A 16,317-nucleotide genomic window follows, 5' to 3' on the forward strand; every position below is an offset into this window, starting at 1 on the left:
GGCGTAGCGCGAGGCGGAACAGCCAGGACGCCTTCGCGGTGACCCGGCCGACGTCCGCCGGGTCCGCGGACCGGACTGTCGACGGGATGAGTACCCACAGGTCACGCATGGGCAGATCGCGGTCGGCCAGTTTGTCCCAGCGGGTGAAGTCCCGTGCCGACATGTGCGCGAGAATCACCGGGAAGACGATCCGTTCCTCCGCCGCGATGTGCCGTTCCAGCATGTCGCGCAATGTCTGCGCCACGCCGGCCAGATCCGTGCGGGCAGCGGTGGAGGCGGGGTCGGCGGCCAGGCGTCGGACCGTCGCCCAGAGCTCGTCGATGACCGGGGCGGCGTCGGCGTGGTCGCGGGTCAACGGCGTGAGGTCGGGGCAGTCCGGTGCGCAGGCGCTGATGAGAGGCCAGCCGAGCTCGTCCTCGGCCCGGTGGTGGCGGTGCAGGTCATCGACGAACACCCGGGCGAACGTCCGCAGGGTGCGCGCCTGCCGGGCCGTGAACGGGCTGCCGTCCCTCGCCAGTCGCCGCCCGAGCGTGGCCAGCTCACCGGCCTCGCGCACGATCGCCCGGTGGGTGAGGCGGTAGAGCTCGAGATCTGGTTCGGGATCGCCGGGGAGACGCGGCTGCACGGGGAACGGAAGTCCATGTGGGCTCGGAACGGTCTGTGACATTCCAGCGGCCTCTCGTCACTGATTGTTATATTTTTGCGGTCTTTTTTGGCCTACAACCAGAATGGACGGTATGTGACCTTCGCGACAGCCGGTCGGCGATTGTCCCGGACGGATTCGAGTGGGTGTGGGGTCGCAAAGTTGTCGGTGCCGTCGGGCAGGATCGAGGGTGTGATCGACCAGACGACGCGGCTTCGGGACGTGCTGGGAGAGAAAACGGCGATCATGCTCGCCGATGCCCTCGGCCTGGAGACGGCCGGCGACCTGCTCGCGCATCTGCCCCGCCGCTATGAGGAACGCGGCGAGCTGACCGATCTCGCGAACCTGACGGTCGGGGAGGTGGTGACCGTGCAGGCGCAGGTCGTCAACGCAGAGCGGCGTCCGATGCGGGAGCGCCGGCGTTCCATGCTGACCGTCACCGTGACCGACGGCCGGCACAGCCTGCTGGTGGTGTTCTTCAATCAGGTCCGGCAGACGCGCGACCTGCGCAGCGGCGTCACCGCGCTGTTCGCCGGCAAGGTGGAGGAGTTCCGCGGTCGGCGGCAGCTGACCAATCCCGAGGTGCAACTGCTCGACGCCGAGATCGCCGATGCGCAGGGGTGCGACGGCGCGGAGGGCTTTGCCGGCGGCCTCGTCCCGATCTATCCGTCGGCTATGAAGATCCCCAGCTGGACGATCGCCAAGTGCGTGCGGATGGTCCTCTCCGATCTCACCGAGATCGAGGACCCGCTCCCTGCGGCCATCCGGTCCGAGCACCGGTTGGTCGGGCTGCTCGACGCCTACCGCCTGGTTCACCAGCCGTCATCGTGGGCGGACGTCACTCGCGGCCGGGCCCGGCTCAAGTGGGACGAGGCTCTCATCCTGCAGGTCGCGCTCGCGCAGCGTCGGTTCGACAACGAGCAGACCGCGGCGACCGCACGGCACGCCGGGCCTGACGGCCTGCTGGCCGCGTTCGACGCGACCGTGCCGTTTGCGCTGACCGCCGGGCAGCGCACGGTCGGCGAGACCATCGCGACCGAGATCGCCCGGCCGTTCCCCATGCACCGGCTGCTGCAGGGTGAGGTCGGTTCCGGCAAGACGGTGGTGGCGTTGCGGGCCATGCTCACCGCCGTCGACGCGGGCGGTCAGGCGGTACTCCTGGCGCCCACCGAGACGCTCGCCGCCCAGCATCTGCGCAGCCTGCGTGACCTGCTCGGTCCGTTGGGGCGGGCCGGCGAACTCGATGCCGCGCCGGGTGCGACCAGGATCGCCCTGGTGACGGGTTCTCTCGGGTTGAGGGCGCGGCGCGAGGCGCTCGCGGCCGTGGCGGACGGCAGCGCCGGTCTGGTGGTGGGCACGCATGCGCTCCTCGAAGAATCGGTGACCTTCCGCGACCTCGCTCTGGTGGTCGTGGACGAGCAGCACCGTTTCGGGGTCGAGCAGCGGGACGTGCTGCGGTCCCGGTCCGACCGCCCGCCGCACCTGTTGGTGATGACCGCCACGCCGATCCCGCGCACGGTCGCGATGACCGTCTTCGGTGATCTGGAAGTCTCCACGTTGACCGAGCTTCCCGCCGGCCGCTCGCCGATCGCCACGTTCGTCGTGCCCGCGGCCAACGAGGTCTGGACGGACCGGATGTGGGGCCGCATCCGGGATGAGGTCGCCGCCGGCCATCAGGCATACGTCGTCTGCCCGAGGATCGGCGAGGACCCCGCAGACCCCGACCCCGCTGGCCCCGACCCCGACGCCGACCCCGACCCCGACGCCACTGCCGACGGCGCGACCGGGGGCGGGCGCCGGCCGAGTGCCGCCGTTCTCGATGTGCTCCCCGCGCTGCGGGATGTGGAGCTTGCCGGGCTCCGGGTCGCCGCGCTGCACGGCCGATTGCACCCGGATGACAAGGACCGGGTCATGACGAGGTTCGCGGCGGGGGACATCGACGTTCTCGTGGCCACCACAGTGATCGAGGTCGGGGTCGACGTGCCCAACGCGACCGTGATGGTCGTGGCCGATGCCGACCGTTTCGGCATATCCCAGCTGCACCAGCTGCGCGGCCGGGTTGGGCGTGGCAGCGCGCCGGGATGGTGCCTGCTGTACACCGACGCCGAGCCTGGGTCGCCCGCCTGGGAGCGTCTGGCCGCGGTGGCTGCCACCTCCGACGGTGCGCAGCTCGCCCGGCTGGACCTCGCGCAGCGGCGCGAGGGCGACGTGCTGGGCGCGGCCCAGTCCGGTGGCCGCCGGGCCCTGCGCCTGCTGGAGCTGCTCAAGGATGAGGACCTCATCCTGTCCGCGCGGGACGAGGCTACCGCCCTGGTACGCGCCGATCCGGAACTGTCGGCGCATCCGGGCCTGGCCGCGGCGCTCGCGGCGACGCTCGACGAGACCACAGCCGCGTATCTGGAGAAGGGTTGACCAGAATCATCGGCGGTGTCGCACGCGGGCGGCCCATCCGGGTGCCGCCGGGGGAGCGGACCCGTCCGACATCCGACCGGGCACGGGAAGGTCTGTTCAACACGCTTGCGTCGATAGTGGAGTTGCGCGGTGCGCGGTTCGCCGATCTCTATGCCGGCAGTGGCGCGGTCGGGTTCGAAGCGCTGTCGAGGGGGGCCTGCCACGCCCTGCTGGTCGATCAGTCGCAGGTTGCCGTGCGGACGCTGCGCGCGAACGCGGCGACCCTCGGGCTCGTCGGTGCGGAGATCGTCTGCCAACCCGTCCAACGTGTGGTGGAGGCCACACCGGGGCATGCTTTCGACGTGGTGTTTCTAGACCCTCCGTATAATCTTTCTGACGTAGCGTTGACGACCGTGCTTACTCGCCTGCATTCCCATTCCTGGCTGTATCCGGAGGGTCTGTGCGTGGTGGAGCGATCGCGCCGCAGCGAGCCGCCCGGGTGGCCGGATGGTATGGTTACCGTACGTAATCGGACGTACGGCGAGGGGGTCCTCTGGTACGGTTCTGGATCATGAGAAAGGCTGTCTGTCCCGGTTCCTTCGACCCGGTCACCAATGGTCACCTTGACATCATCGGTCGTGCCAGCCGGCTCTTCGACGAGGTTGTCGTAGCCGTGCTCATCAACAAGAACAAGGCCAACCTCTTCACGGTGGACGAGCGGATCGAGCTGATCCGTGAGGCGGCGCGCGAGCATTCCAACGTGGTGGTCGAGTCCTCCCACGGCCTGCTCGTCGACTTCTGCCGCGCCCGCGGTATCCAGGCCATCGTCAAGGGCCTGCGGGCCGTCAGCGACTTCGACTACGAGCTGCAGATGGCGCAGATGAACCACTCGCTCGCGGGCGTCGAAACCCTGTTCATGAGCACGAACCCGCAGTACGCCTTCCTGTCGTCAAGCCTGGTCAAGGAGGTCGCGACCTACGGCGGGGACGTGTCGGGGCTGGTGCCGGACCTCGTGCTCAAACAGTTGGGCGAGCGTCTCGCGCAGTAGCCGTGTCACTCCCGGTAATGGAGGGCGTACCGTCATAGTCTGCCGCCTATGGCAGATCTCCATGGTGCCCTCGAGGCGATTGTCGCCATGGTCCTTGATGCGCGGGGAATCCCGCTGTCGGCGTCCTGCATCCTCAACCGTACCGAGCTGCTGACCGCGCTGGAGGACCTGCGCGGTCAACTGCCGGCGGAGATCGCCCAGGCCAGGCGGATTCTGGCTGAGCGGGACGGCATCCTCGACGACGCACGCCGGGAGCGGCACCGGATCGCCACCGACACCGACATCGTCCGCCGGGCCGAGGCCGAGGCCGAGCAGATGCTGACCCAGGCGCGGGACGCGGCGGATGCCGCGCGGTCGGAGTTCGACACCTATGTCGACGGGAAGCTGGCGGCCTTCGAGGTGGTCCTGTCCAGGACTCTGGCCTCGGTTACCCGTGGCCGCGCACGATTGGCCCCCCCGCCGCCCGGCCCGCGGGACCGCGATGATCGAATCGCTGCCAGTCTGGACGATCGGATAGACTGGTAGTCTGTGTCGGATTGGCGGGCAGCCGGCTTGACGAACAGCCGGATTGACGGACAGTCGGATCGGCGCGTACCTGAATCATCAACCTGTGACGTTCAAGCAACCTGTGACGTTCGAGAATTGTGAATCCAGTATTTTCGTGGCAACTACAGACACTCCACCCATGACCGTGCCGCCATCGCGCCGCCGGAGCCCCCGTGGTCCGCTCGTGCTCGACATTCGCGAGCTGAGCCGTCGCGCGGGTTCGATGAAGCACGTCGTGACCCGGGTGCCGGCACCCGCGGGGCTGGGGACTGAAATGATCAATGTCCCGCCGGGCGCGCCCATCGAGTTGGACCTCCGGCTGGAAGCCGTGATGGAAGGTGTGCTCGTCAGCGGCACTGCGTCCACGCCGTTGGCGGGTGAGTGCTCGCGTTGCCTCGACCCGTTCGAGGACGAGGCGACGGTTGACATCCGAGAATTGTTCTACTACCCGGACCGGGTCGTGGACAACGCCGATGATGACGACTGCCAACAGGTCGTCAACGACCATCTCGATCTCGTGCCGGCGCTGCGTGACGCACTGGTACTCAGCCTGCCGCTGTCGCCCTGCTGCCGGCCGGACTGCGCTGGTCTGTGCGTTGACTGCGGAGCGCGACTGGACGACCTTGAGCCCGACCATACCCATGAACGGGTCGACCCTCGGTGGGCAGCACTGCCATCGCTGGTCGAGAACCCATCGCAGGTCGAGAACCCGGCAGCGATCGATAATAAGGAGAAGGACTAGTGGCCGTCCCGAAGCGTCGGACCTCGCGCAGCAACACCCGCTCCCGGCGGGCCCAGTGGAAGGCGAAGGTCCCAGCCCTGGCCACGTGCCCGCGTGGTCACGTGGTCCGGCCGCACACGGTCTGCCCGACCTGCGGCCGGTACAACGATCGACAGGTCATCGACGTCTAAGTGGTGTGACACACGTAGCGGTCGATCTGCTCGGTGGTGATGGCGCACCGGCATCGGTCGTCGACGGCGTGCGGCGTGCGCTCGTCGCTGACCCGACCTTGGCTGTCAGCCTGGTCGGCCCGGCCCGGACCGCCGAGCCGCTGATGCGCGCGTACGGTCTGGAAAGCGGGGACCGGCTGCGGATCGTCGAGGCGTCCCATGCGGTCGGTCCCGACGCGGACGCCGTCCGTGCGGTGCGGTCGAGACGGGACGCCACGGTGCGGGTCGCGGCCCGCCTGATCAGGGATGGTGCCGTCGACGCGATGGTGTCGGCTGGTCCGGCGGCCGCGGCTGTGGCCGCGGCGGCCTTCACCCTCGGATCGCTTCCCGGGGCCAGCAGGCCTGCGCTTGCCGTGGTCGTCGACGCCTCGCCCGGGGCGGCGGTCCTGCTGGATGCGGGCGCGGTCACCGACGCCGGCATCAGCGCCGACCAGCTCACCCAGTGTGCGGTCACCGGATCGGTCTACGCCACAATCTGCCTACAGGTGGCGCGTCCCAGGATCGGGCTGCTGTCCGCGGATCCGGGCCATCCGGCCCCGCCGGCTCATCCGGACCGATCGCGTGGGGGCACCGGTGTGTTGATGAACGCCGGTGACCTCATCACCGAGCTGGGGCTCGACTTCGTCGGTGGCGTCGGTGCAGCCACGGTGGTGGCCGGTGGCGAGGCTGACGTCGTGGTCAGTGACGGTTTCACCGGGGCGGTCCTGGTATCGGGTCTGCGGGCGGTTGCGCAGGCTGTCGGTCAGCCAGCGCCTGTTGGTCAGCTACCGCGAGCGTCGCCGGGGTGGCATCTGCGGGAGGGGACATTCGTGGTTGGTGTCGACGGGATCGTGGTCGTAGTGGATGGTCGGTCCGGCCAGACCGCGGCGGGAGTCGCGCTCGCGATTGCCGATGCGTCCGCCGCGGACCGGGCCGGCTGGGTGTGCCACCAGCGCGCGGCCCTCGCCGACCTCGTCACGCACCGCCGGGTCCGCGCCGGGTTGTCGGCATGACCCGCGGCGTGGCGCTGCCGGCGCCCAGGGACGGCCTGGTGACCGCCCTCGGTGTTCCGGTCGACGTCGACCTGCTCGAACGGGCTCTCACGCACCGCTCCTACGCCTACGAGCAGGGTGGCCTGCCGACCAACGAGCGGTTGGAGTTCCTCGGCGACTCCGTCCTGGGTCTTGTCGTCACCGACGCCCTGTTCCACCGCCATCCGGACCTGCCCGAGGGGCAGCTCGCCAAGCAGCGCGCGTCCGTGGTCAACATGCGTGCCCTCGCCGAGGTCGCCCGTGCTCTGGGGGAGCACGGCATCGGCCCGTACCTGCTGCTGGGCCGCGGTGAGGAGAGCACCGGAGGTCGGGACAAGGCGAGCATCCTCGCCGACACCCTGGAGGCGCTGATCGGCGCGGTGTACCTGTCGACCGGTGGGTTGGGCGGCCTGCAGGTCGCGTCCGAGTTCGTCCACCGCCTGTTCGACCCGCTGCTGGACGTGGCCGCCGGTCGGGGTGCCGGGCTGGACTGGAAGACCTCGTTGCAGGAACGGACCGCACTGCTGTTGCTGGGCCCGCCCGAGTACGAGGTGGACGAGTTCGGACCGGACCATGCCAAGCGGTTCACCGCCCGCGCAGTCGTGGCCGGGGAAGTCCTCGGCCACGGTGATGGCGGGAGCAAGAAGGAGGCCGAGCAGCGTGCCGCCGCCGCGGCCTTCCAGACGTTGGAGGAACGGTCGGCCGACCCGCGTGACCCAGACGAGTCGAGTCGTGACGGCGATCCGGTGGACGGCCGATCCGACACGCCGGTGCGCACGGGTAACGGCTGACCGGCTGTCGAGCGCGTCGCGATGCCCGAGCTTCCCGAGGTCGAAGTCGTCCGGCTCGGTCTTGAACGGGCGTTGGTCGGTCGGACGATCGCGACCGTCGCGGTCGCGCACCCCCGGGCGGTACGGCGTCATGCCGCGGGGGCCGCTGACTTCGCGGCGGTGCTTGCGGGCCACACGATCGTCGCCGCGCGTCGGCGCGGGAAATATCTGTGGTTGGAGCTCGGCGGCGCCATGGCGCTGCTCGGTCATCTCGGGATGAGTGGTCAGCTTCTGGTGGTGCCCGCGGACAAACCCCCCGAGACCCACCTCCGAATCCGCTTCACGTTCTCCGACGCCGGTCGGGAACTGCGATTCGTCGATCAGCGCACCTTCGGCGGTCTCGCGGTCGTCCCCACCGGCGCGGGTGTCCCGGAGCCGATCGCGCATATCGCACTGGATGTCCTCGACCCGGGCTTTTCCGATGCCGGGTTCATCGCGGCCATCGGCCGGCGCCGGACCGGAATCAAACGCGCGTTACTTGATCAGAAGCTGGTCAGTGGCATCGGCAACATCTATGCCGACGAATCCCTGTGGCGGGCGCGACTGCACTATGCGCGTCCGACCGAGACCCTGACCCGCGGTGAGCTCGGCCGGTTGTTGGACGCGGCACGTGAGGTCCTCGTCGCGGCGCTGCGCGCGGGCGGGACGTCCTTCGACTCGCTTTACGTGTCGGTCAACGGTGTGAGCGGCCTGTTCGACCGCTCGCTTGAGGTCTATGGGCGGACCGGCCAGCCGTGCTCGCGATGCCAGACGCCGGTCCGCCGGGACGCCTTCATGAATCGGTCGAGTTTCACCTGCCCACGCTGTCAGCCACGGCCGAGAAGCGCCCGCTGGTAGCTTCCCCCGGACGGCGGCGGAGCCACATTCCGGGGGAAATGTTCTTTACAGCTTGCCGCCGGGGATGTTCGGTACCGCGGTCTGAGTGGGACCGGAGGTGCGGGGTGGGGCGTAGCCCGGCTCGATGATCTCGGTTGGGGCGGCTGGCGCCGGTGCCGGTGTGGCACTGCGGAGGCCCTGGGTGCTGGCCTGGGGCACCGGCAGGATGCCGGCGTCCTGGCGAACACTTTGGCCGCAGCCGGTGAGCGACAGCGTCGCCGGGATGACGATGGCGCTGACCAATATCATCATGGCATGCCGGCTGCGGGGAAGGCGCACCCGGAACCGACGGGATCGAGGAGAAGGCATGGTATCCACAATGGCTCGGTACCCTATCGTGCCTATGCGCGATGTTCCCGTAGAGCCGGCAGATCGTGATGATCATGATATGTCGGCCGGGTCCGGCCCGCCGGCCCGCCTGACGGCGTGGGTGTCAGGAACGGTTCAGGGGGTTGGCTTTCGGGCCTATGTCCGGTCCCGCGGGCGGCGGCTCGGTCTGGTGGGCTCGGCGACCAATCTCACCGACGGTCGGGTCGAGGTCGTCGTGGAGGGCCCGCGAGCGGCATGCCAGGCGCTGCTGGAGATGCTGCGGGCCGGCCATACGCCGGGTGTGACGACCCAGGTGACCTTCTCCTGGTCGCACGCACAGGGCGATCTGTCAAATTTTACCCGGAAATGAGCCGGATCGACGACCGGTCGGCCGACGGCCCGCCGAGGACCAGCTGACGATCGGCTGGCGACCAGTCGACGACGAGGTGTCCTCATCTCGACAAAATGCCATCGGCTGCCGTCGGGGTATGGCATCGTCTTGACTTTCGGCCACTTGGCGTGCGATCCTGAGTTCATTGTCTGGCGCGTCGTGTGATCTGTTCCGGTTCCATCGACCAGGTCGCAGCGCGCCCCGCACCCGCTCGGTCACTCATCGTGGAGGACCACCATCATGGCGAAGGCCCTTTTTGGCCACGTCGGCTCTGGCAACGATATTCGTTTGTCGTATGAGGTACGCCGACTTCGTGCACGTGTAGCAGAACTGGAAGATGAGCTCGCGCGTTCCCGTGCTCTTAACGATGCACTTGAAGGCGTTGATGTCTCTGACGAACTTCGCGCGCTTGAAGCAGAGCCCGCGCTGACCTGATCCTCCCGAATCCGTAGCGGGAGTTAAGGGACGTTTCTCCTTGTGGGGAACGTCCCTTCGTGCTGCCAGGGCCCCATTCGTCGAATCAGGCGCCTGGCGGGCGGTATCGTTGGTGTCTGATCGTCCGTCGGTGCCAGCGGCCCGCGTCCACTCCGACAGCTCCGGAGACAGGTGCATCTCAAGAGCCTCACCCTGCGGGGTTTCAAGTCGTTCGCGAGTTCGACGACCCTGCACCTCGAACCCGGCATCACCTGCGTTGTGGGGCCGAACGGCTCCGGTAAGAGCAACGTCGTCGACGCGATGGCATGGGTACTCGGCGAGCAGGGTGCGAAGGCACTGCGTGGCGGGACGATGTCGGACGTCATCTTCGCCGGCACACCGTCGCGCCCACCACTGGGCCGTGCCGAGGTTCTGCTCACCATCGACAACACCGACGGCGCCCTGCCCATCGACTACAGCGAGGTGACGGTCGGTCGCCTGATGTTCCGCAGTGGCGAGAGCGAATACACGATCAACGGGAGCACGTGTCGGCTGCTGGACATCCAGGAGCTCATGAGCGACTCCGGAATCGGCCGTGAGCTGCACGTCATCGTCGGTCAGGGCCAGCTGGACGCGGTATTGCACGCCCGTCCGGAGGACCGGCGCGCCTTTGTGGAGGAAGCCGCCGGTGTCCTCAAGCACCGCAAGCGCAAGGAAAAAGCCCTGCGCAAGCTGGAGGCGATGGCCGCCAATCTCACTCGCCTGACCGACCTGTCCGCCGAACTGCGGCGCCAGCTGGGTCCGCTGGGCCGGCAGGCGGAAATCGCCCGCAAGGCCGGCGTCATCCAGGCGGCGGTGCGTGACTCGCGGCTGCGCCTGTTGGCCGACGACATCGTCACGGCGCGTGGCGACATCGCGTCCGACATCAGGGACGAAGAAGCGCTGCGGAGCCGTCTCGCCACGGCTGGGCGTGCCCATACCGACGGTCAGCAGCGTGAGCAGGTCCTGGAGGCCGAGCTTGCCGCGGTGACCCCCCAGGCCGTCGCCGCAGGCGAGGTGTGGCATGCCCTGGCCTCCCTGCGGGAACGCATCCGGGGTACCCGGTCACTTGCCGCCGAACGGGTCCGGCTGCTGCGCTCCGGCGCAGAGGAACCTCGGGGTGGGCGAGACCCCGAACAGCTGGAACAGGAGGCGGCGGCCGTCCGGGAGCAGGAGAATGCTCTCGGTGTGCGGTTGGATGCCGATCGCGACAGTCTCGCTGAGGTCGTCGCCCGCCGGTCCGAGCTTGAAGCCGCGCTGGCCGGTGAGGAAAAGGCGCTCATCGCTGCCGCGCGGGAGGCGTCGAGCCGGCGGGAGAACCTGGCCCGGCTGGCCGGACGGGTGGAGGCCGCGCGGTCCCGTGCCAGCAGCGCCGAAACTGAGATCGTCCGGATGTCCGAGGCGGTGGACGCCGCTCGATACCGCGGCGGCGAAACGAGCGAGCAGCGCGTCACTGTGAGCTCGGAGCTCGCGCGGATCCAGACGACCCGCTCCGAGCTGGCGTCGAGGCACGCCGAGGCCGTGGCGGTCCATGCCGAGGCGACAACGCGGTTGGAGAGTCTGCGTTCGCAGGAGCGTTCCGCGGAACGCGATCGGGCCTCCTGGGAGGCCCGGCGGGAGGCTCTCACCCTGTCGCTGACGCCGAAGGACGGCGCTGCCGCGCTGCTGGACGCCGCTGCGGCCCGGCCGGAGGGACCCACGGGACCCACCGGACCCACGGGACCCACCGGTGTCCTGGGCCGCCTTGCGGCTGTGCTGACGGTCGAGCCGGGGGCCGAGGCCGCCGTCGCAGCCGTACTGGGTCCGGCCGCCGACGCCGTGGCGGTCGGCGCCGTCGAGGATGTCAGCGCCGCGTTCGAGTGGCTGCGCGCGGTCGACGCGGGGCGGGCGGCACTGCTCGTCGTCGACGGGTCCGGTGCCGACGGCGCCGGTGCCGACGGGTCCGGTGTCGGGGCGCCCGGTGCAGATCCCACCGCGGCCCTGCCACCTGACGCGCGTCGCGGTGGGGTTCGGGCCGCGGACCTCGTCCGGGTCAGCGACCCGCGCTATGCCGCGGGGGTGGCGCGGCTGCTTGCCGCCACCATGGTTGTCGCCGACCTCGCGGTCGCGGTTGACCTCGTCCGCGCGCATCCCGGCATCCGGGCGGTCACCCGGTCCGGTGACGTGATCGGGCCCGGATTCGCCATCGGTGGCAGCGCACGCGCGCCCTCCCTGCTGGAGCTGCGGGCCGCGGCGGACGAGGCGGAGTCCCGGATGCTTGAGGCCGCCGCCGGCGGTGAACGTGCCCGTGGGGCCATTGCCGCGGCAGGCGAGGAGGTCAAACGGGCCCGCGGCGGGATCGACGACGCGTCGGCGGCGCTGCACGGCGCGGACGCCCGCTACCGGGCGTTGTCCGAGCAGCTGTCCCAGCTGGAGCGGGTGAACCGGTCGGGGGCCGCGGAGGTCGAACGTCTCGAACGCGTCCGGATACAGGCTGAAACCGCCCGTGACCAGGCATACGGCGCTCTGGCCGAGCTGGAGGCGACGCTGGCCGCGACATCGTCGGAACCCGACGTCGGGGAGAGGTCACCGGAGCAGCGGGACCGGCTCGCCGCCGCGACCGCGGCCGTGCGCGGCGAGGAGGTCGAGGCCCGCCTCGCGGTGCGTACCAGCGAGGAGCGGGCCCGGGCGCTGGCCGGCCGTGCGGACGCGCTGGTGCGGTCCGCCGCGAACGAACGGGCCGCGCGGCTGGCGGCGGCCCGGCGACGGGAGATCCGGGAGCGGCAGGCGACCGTTGCCGCGGCCGTGGCCGACGCCGCCGGTCACGCCATCGCGGCGCTGGAGCACTCCCTGGTCGCCGCCGATACCGAACGCCGACGCGTCGACGCGCTTCGCCGGCAGACCGAGTCCGATCTGACCGCCGTCCGCGAACAGGTCCGGACACTGGCCGCCGAGCTTGCCGCGCTGCGCGATGACGTCCATCGCGACGAGCTCGCCCGCGCGGAGAAGCGCCTGCGGGTGGAGACGCTGGAGACCAAGGCGTTCGAGGAGCACGGCATCGCAGTCGACGATCTTGTCAACGAGTACGGACCGCACGTGCCCGTGCCGCCGGACACCCCCGACGGCGAGACCGTCGCGTTCGATCGGGCTGAGCAGTCGGCGCGGGCGGCCGCGGCCGAACGGCAACTCGCCCGGCTGGGTAAGGTCAACCCGCTCGCGCTCGAGGAGTTCGAGGCGCTGACGGAGCGTGCGTCGTTCCTGTCGACGCAGCTCGACGACATCAAGAACACCCGTCGTGATCTTCTGCTGGTCGTCGCCGAGGTCGACGAGCGGGTCCGGGATGTCTTTCGCGCGGCGTTCGAGGACACGGCGCGCGAGTTCGAGATCGTTTTCGCGACGCTGTTCCCCGGTGGTGAGGGCCGGCTCGTGCTCACCGATCCCGATGACATGCTCACCACCGGAATCGAGGTGGAGGCGCGGCCACCGGGCAAGAAGGTCAAGCGTCTGTCGCTGTTGTCAGGCGGTGAGCGTTCGCTGACGGCGATCGCCCTGCTGCTCGCGATCTTTCGCGCCCGGCCGTCGCCCTTCTACGTGTTGGACGAGGTTGAGGCCGCTCTTGACGACCGCAACCTCGGTCGGCTGCTGGAGGCGTTGGAAGGTCTGCGGGAGAAATCTCAGTTGATTATCATCACCCACCAGAAACGGACGATGGAGATCGCGGACGCGCTCTACGGTGTGTCGATGCGTGGGGACGGAGTCACCACGGTGATCAGTCAGCGGCTCCGGGAACGCGCTTCGGCCTGAGCACGCTTCGGCCTGAGTAAGCCACCGTCTGGTCTGTCAGGATCGGAGGCGTGGAGTACGTCCTCATCATCATCGCGATCGTCGTGTTCGGTCTTGTCGCGTCCGCCGGCCTGGTGCTGGGCACCCGGCGCCGACGTCGAATCCCGCCTACCCGCGCCCGGCCGCATCCGGGCGTGGACTACCGGCCCGGGGTGGGTGACGACGCCGAGATCCCACGGGACACACCCCGGCGGACGGTCGAGACCGTCGATATCCCCGAGGCCGAGGCCGAGGCTGAAGCCGAGGCTGAAGCCGAGGCTGAGGCTGAGGCTGAGGCCGAACTGTACGAACTGGAACTCGAACGGGAAGCCCAACTGGAGGTACCGGCCCCGGCCGCGGGCCGGTTGGTCCGCCTGCGGGAGCGGCTCGCGCGGTCCCAGAACAGCCTGGGCCGCGGCCTTCTGCTGCTGTTGTCCCGGGACAACCTCGATGACGAGGCCTGGGACGACGTCGAGACGACCCTGCTGGTCGCCGATGTGGGCGTGGTACCTACCCAGGAGCTGGTCGCGTCGCTGCGCACGAGGGTCAAGGTTCTCGGCGCCCGGCGGCCTGCGGATGTGCGTGCGCTGCTGCGGGACGAGCTGCTCGCCCAGATCGGTACCAGCACGGACCGCACGCTGCACGCGGCCGCGGACGGCCGGCCCGCGAACATCCTCGTTGTCGGGGTGAACGGCACCGGCAAGACCACGACCTGCGGAAAGATCGCCCGTCTGCTGGTGGCGGACGACCGCACGGTGGTGCTGGGCGCGGCCGACACCTTCCGGGCCGCCGCCGCCGACCAGCTGGAGACGTGGGGGAGCAGGGTCGGCGCGCAGACGGTGCGCGGGGTCGAGGGTGGAGATCCGGCGTCGGTCGCCTTCGAGGCCGCCAAACGAGGGATCGATGTCGGAGCGGACGCCGTGGTGGTGGACACAGCCGGGCGCCTGCACACGAAGGCCGGGCTCATGGACGAGCTCGCCAAGATCAAACGTGTGGTGACCAAGATCGGTCCCGTGGACGAGGTTCTGCTCGTCCTCGACGCGACGACCGGGCAGAACGCCGTGGAACAGGCCCGGGTGTTCACCCGGGCGGTGGACATCACGGGCATCGTGCTCACCAAGCTCGACGGGACCGCCAAGGGTGGCATCGTGATCGCGGTCCAGCGGGAACTCGGCGTGCCGGTGAAGCTGGTCGGTCTCGGGGAAGGGCCCGACGACCTCGCGCCGTTCGATCCGGAGGCATTCGTCGACGCGCTGCTGGGGGATCCGGCGAACTGACCGGGGCACCCCTGACAGAGCGTCGTCGGGGCCCACGCTGTGGCCACGGGGAGTCTCTTTCACCCGGCGTCGCGGCGACCTACAGTGCCAAGGTGGGGTTCGGACCCGGCCGGACCCGGTGGCCGGGCCGTGATGTCCGGCGAGGTGTACCCGCCGTCCTCGATGGGGAGGGCGGTGATCGCTGCAGGTTTGCACCGTGATCACCGTGTGGGCGTACCTCGTCGGGCTGTCCGCAGCGCTGTCCCGGTGCGTACCCTGAGAGCTGCGGTTCGCCAGCGATCTCGGAGTGTGCGCGTGTTCGACACCCTGTCCAGCCGCCTCGACAAGGCTTTCTCGTCGCTCCGCGGCAAGGGGCGGTTGTCCGAGGCTGACATCAATGCGACCGCCCGGGAGATCCGGGTGGCGTTGCTGGAGGCCGACGTCGCGTTGCCGGCGGTCCGGGCCTTCATCGCAGCCGTGCGCGAGCGGGCGATGGGTTCGGAGGTCTCGGCCTCGCTGAACCCGGCCCAGCAGGTCATCAAGATTGTGAACGAAGAGCTCATCGCGATCCTGGGCGGCGGCACCACGACCCTGCGGTTCGCCAAGGCGCCTCCCACCGTCATCCTCCTCGCCGGCCTGCAGGGCACCGGCAAGACGACGCTCGCCGGCAAGCTCGGCCGGTGGCTTGCGGCCCAGGGGCACACGCCGCTGCTGGTCGCCGCCGACCTGCAACGTCCGAACGCGGTCACCCAGCTTCAGGTCGTGGCCGCACGGGCCGGGGTCGACGTGTTCGCGCCCGAGCCCGGCAACGGGGTGGGCGACCCGGTCGCGGTCGCGCGTGCCGCTGTGGAACACGCGCGGCGTCGTCACCATGACGTGGTGGTCGTCGACACCGCCGGCCGTCTCGGCGTGGACGTCGAGATGATGCGGCAGGCGGCGGACATCAGGGATGTCACGTCGCCGGACGAGATCCTGTTTGTCGTCGACGCGATGATCGGCCAGGACGCCGTCACCACCGCGCAGGCCTTCGCCGACGGCGTCGGTTTCAGCGCGGTCGTGCTCACCAAGCTCGACGGCGACGCCCGCGGTGGCGCCGCGTTGTCGGTCGCGCACCTGACCGGCAGGCCGATCATGTTCGCGTCGACCGGTGAGGCGCTGGAGGACTTCGACGTCTTCCACCCCGAGCGGATGGCGTCGCGCATTCTGGGAATGGGCGACGTTCTCACCCTCATCGAGCAGGCGGAGAAGGCCTTCGAGGCCGATCAGGCCGAGGCGATGGCGGCGAAGATGGCCGCCTCGGAGTTCACACTGTCGGATTTCCTCGACCAGATGCTCGCCGTCCGCAAGATGGGCCCGATCGCCAACCTGCTCGGAATGCTGCCCGGGATGGGGCAGATGAAGGAGCAGTTGTCCCAGATCGGTGAACGCGACGTCGACCGGGTGGTTGCGATCATCCGGTCGATGACCCCGGCTGAGCGCCACGACCCGCGGATTCTCCAGGCGTCCCGCAAGGCTCGGGTGGCCCGAGGTTCCGGCGTCACCGTCACCGAGGTCAACCAGCTGCTCGACAGGTTCGCCGAGGCGCGCAAGGTCATGAAGAAGATGACCGGCGGTATGGGGTTGCCCGGCGGTGGGCAGAGCGGCCGGGGCGCGGCCAACCGCAAGGCGGGCAAGAAGGGAAAGGGCGCGAACCGCAAGGGCAATCCGGCCGCACGCGCCGCGCAGACGCAGGCGCAGGAGGCCGCAGCGCAGGCGCGGCGCGCGGGCGCCACACCGGGCGCCACACCGGGCGCCACACCGGGCGGCCTACCC

16 protein-coding genes are annotated in these 16,317 nt (G+C 69.7%); 14 read left to right on the forward strand and 2 right to left on the reverse strand.

The genetic code is table 11. The features are described 5' to 3' along the window. On the reverse strand, positions 1-625 hold a 625-nt coding region (locus U9983_RS20565), incomplete at its 3' end, for a hemerythrin domain-containing protein (RefSeq protein WP_322755592.1). Positions 626-835: 210 nt separating this feature from the next. Here U9983_RS20565 and recG point away from each other — a divergent pair. The 9 genes from recG (at position 836) to mutM (ending at position 8,256) form a co-directional block, all read left to right on the forward strand. Beyond that, positions 836-3,055 carry an ATP-dependent DNA helicase RecG gene (gene recG / locus U9983_RS20570; RefSeq protein WP_322755593.1) on the forward strand — a complete coding sequence of 740 codons (2,220 nt, stop codon included), beginning with the start codon at positions 836-838 and terminating at the stop codon, positions 3,053-3,055. Then, the gene (gene rsmD / locus U9983_RS20575; protein ID WP_322755594.1) at positions 3,052-3,609 is read left to right on the forward strand and encodes a 16S rRNA (guanine(966)-N(2))-methyltransferase RsmD; all 558 of its coding nucleotides are present in this window, start codon (positions 3,052-3,054) and stop codon (positions 3,607-3,609) included. The genes recG and rsmD overlap by 4 nt, the downstream gene beginning before the upstream one ends. Continuing rightward, entirely contained in the window at positions 3,606-4,082 is a 477-nt protein-coding gene (gene coaD / locus U9983_RS20580) for a pantetheine-phosphate adenylyltransferase (RefSeq protein ID WP_322755595.1), read from the forward strand. The genes rsmD and coaD overlap by 4 nt, the downstream gene beginning before the upstream one ends. Positions 4,083-4,130: 48 nt before the next feature. Further along, complete coding sequence (locus U9983_RS20585) at positions 4,131-4,607, forward strand: hypothetical protein (protein ID WP_322755596.1); 477 nt, start codon at positions 4,131-4,133, stop codon at positions 4,605-4,607. Between the two features lie 160 nt (positions 4,608-4,767). Then, positions 4,768-5,370: a YceD family protein gene (locus U9983_RS20590; protein WP_322755597.1), complete on the forward strand. Its 603-nt coding sequence runs from the start codon at positions 4,768-4,770 to the stop codon at positions 5,368-5,370. Next, positions 5,370-5,540, forward strand: coding sequence for a 50S ribosomal protein L32 (rpmF, locus tag U9983_RS20595; protein WP_322748321.1), 171 nt, complete (start codon positions 5,370-5,372; stop codon positions 5,538-5,540). Before U9983_RS20590 ends, rpmF begins: the two co-directional genes overlap by 1 nt. Positions 5,541-5,545: 5 nt before the next feature. After that, positions 5,546-6,571, forward strand: coding sequence for a phosphate starvation-inducible protein PhoH (locus U9983_RS20600; protein ID WP_322755598.1), 1,026 nt, complete (start codon positions 5,546-5,548; stop codon positions 6,569-6,571). Then, positions 6,568-7,380: a ribonuclease III gene (gene rnc / locus U9983_RS20605; RefSeq protein WP_322755599.1), complete on the forward strand. Its 813-nt coding sequence runs from the start codon at positions 6,568-6,570 to the stop codon at positions 7,378-7,380. The genes U9983_RS20600 and rnc overlap by 4 nt, the downstream gene beginning before the upstream one ends. Positions 7,381-7,401: 21 nt before the next feature. Then, positions 7,402-8,256 carry a bifunctional DNA-formamidopyrimidine glycosylase/DNA-(apurinic or apyrimidinic site) lyase gene (mutM, locus tag U9983_RS20610; RefSeq protein WP_322748318.1) on the forward strand — a complete coding sequence of 285 codons (855 nt, stop codon included), beginning with the start codon at positions 7,402-7,404 and terminating at the stop codon, positions 8,254-8,256. A gap of 45 nt (positions 8,257-8,301) precedes the next feature. Here the strand turns inward: mutM and U9983_RS20615 are convergent, their stop codons facing one another. Continuing rightward, positions 8,302-8,547, reverse strand: a complete 246-nt coding sequence (locus tag U9983_RS20615; RefSeq protein WP_322755600.1) for a hypothetical protein — start codon at positions 8,545-8,547, stop codon at positions 8,302-8,304. A 136-nt stretch (positions 8,548-8,683) separates the two neighbouring features. On the opposite strand from U9983_RS20615, the gene U9983_RS20620 reads away from it, so the two are divergent. The 5 genes from U9983_RS20620 to ffh form a co-directional block, all read left to right on the forward strand. Continuing rightward, positions 8,684-8,974, forward strand: coding sequence for an acylphosphatase (locus U9983_RS20620; protein WP_322755601.1), 291 nt, complete (start codon positions 8,684-8,686; stop codon positions 8,972-8,974). Between the two features lie 261 nt (positions 8,975-9,235). Beyond that, positions 9,236-9,430 (forward strand): hypothetical protein, encoded by a 195-nt coding sequence (locus tag U9983_RS20625; RefSeq protein WP_322748316.1) that lies wholly within the window; start codon positions 9,236-9,238, stop codon positions 9,428-9,430. 171 nt (positions 9,431-9,601) lie between these two features. After that, positions 9,602-13,231, forward strand: a complete 3,630-nt coding sequence (smc, locus tag U9983_RS20630) for a chromosome segregation protein SMC (protein WP_322755602.1) — start codon at positions 9,602-9,604, stop codon at positions 13,229-13,231. Between the two features lie 50 nt (positions 13,232-13,281). Next, positions 13,282-14,526: a signal recognition particle-docking protein FtsY gene (gene ftsY / locus U9983_RS20635; protein WP_322755603.1), complete on the forward strand. Its 1,245-nt coding sequence runs from the start codon at positions 13,282-13,284 to the stop codon at positions 14,524-14,526. A 294-nt stretch (positions 14,527-14,820) separates the two neighbouring features. Continuing rightward, positions 14,821-16,317: signal recognition particle protein (ffh, locus tag U9983_RS20640; RefSeq protein WP_322755604.1), on the forward strand; the 1,497-nt coding region annotated here is incomplete at its 3' end.

Source organism: Protofrankia sp. Cas3 (assembly GCF_963555955.1).
GTDB lineage: Bacteria > Actinomycetota > Actinomycetes > Frankiales > Frankiaceae > Protofrankia.

Coding starts and splice junctions, on each gene's coding strand:
- coaD (WP_322755595.1), top strand. CDS start 3,606: ATGAGAAAGGCTGTCTGTCCCGGTTCCTTCGACCCGGTCACCAATGGT.
- U9983_RS20585 (WP_322755596.1), top strand. CDS start 4,131: ATGGCAGATCTCCATGGTGCCCTCGAGGCGATTGTCGCCATGGTCCTT.
- U9983_RS20590 (WP_322755597.1), top strand. CDS start 4,768: ATGACCGTGCCGCCATCGCGCCGCCGGAGCCCCCGTGGTCCGCTCGTG.
- rnc (WP_322755599.1), top strand. CDS start 6,568: ATGACCCGCGGCGTGGCGCTGCCGGCGCCCAGGGACGGCCTGGTGACC.
- mutM (WP_322748318.1), top strand. CDS start 7,402: ATGCCCGAGCTTCCCGAGGTCGAAGTCGTCCGGCTCGGTCTTGAACGG.
- U9983_RS20615 (WP_322755600.1), bottom strand. CDS start 8,547: ATGATGATATTGGTCAGCGCCATCGTCATCCCGGCGACGCTGTCGCTC.
- U9983_RS20620 (WP_322755601.1), top strand. CDS start 8,684: ATGTCGGCCGGGTCCGGCCCGCCGGCCCGCCTGACGGCGTGGGTGTCA.
- U9983_RS20625 (WP_322748316.1), top strand. CDS start 9,236: ATGGCGAAGGCCCTTTTTGGCCACGTCGGCTCTGGCAACGATATTCGT.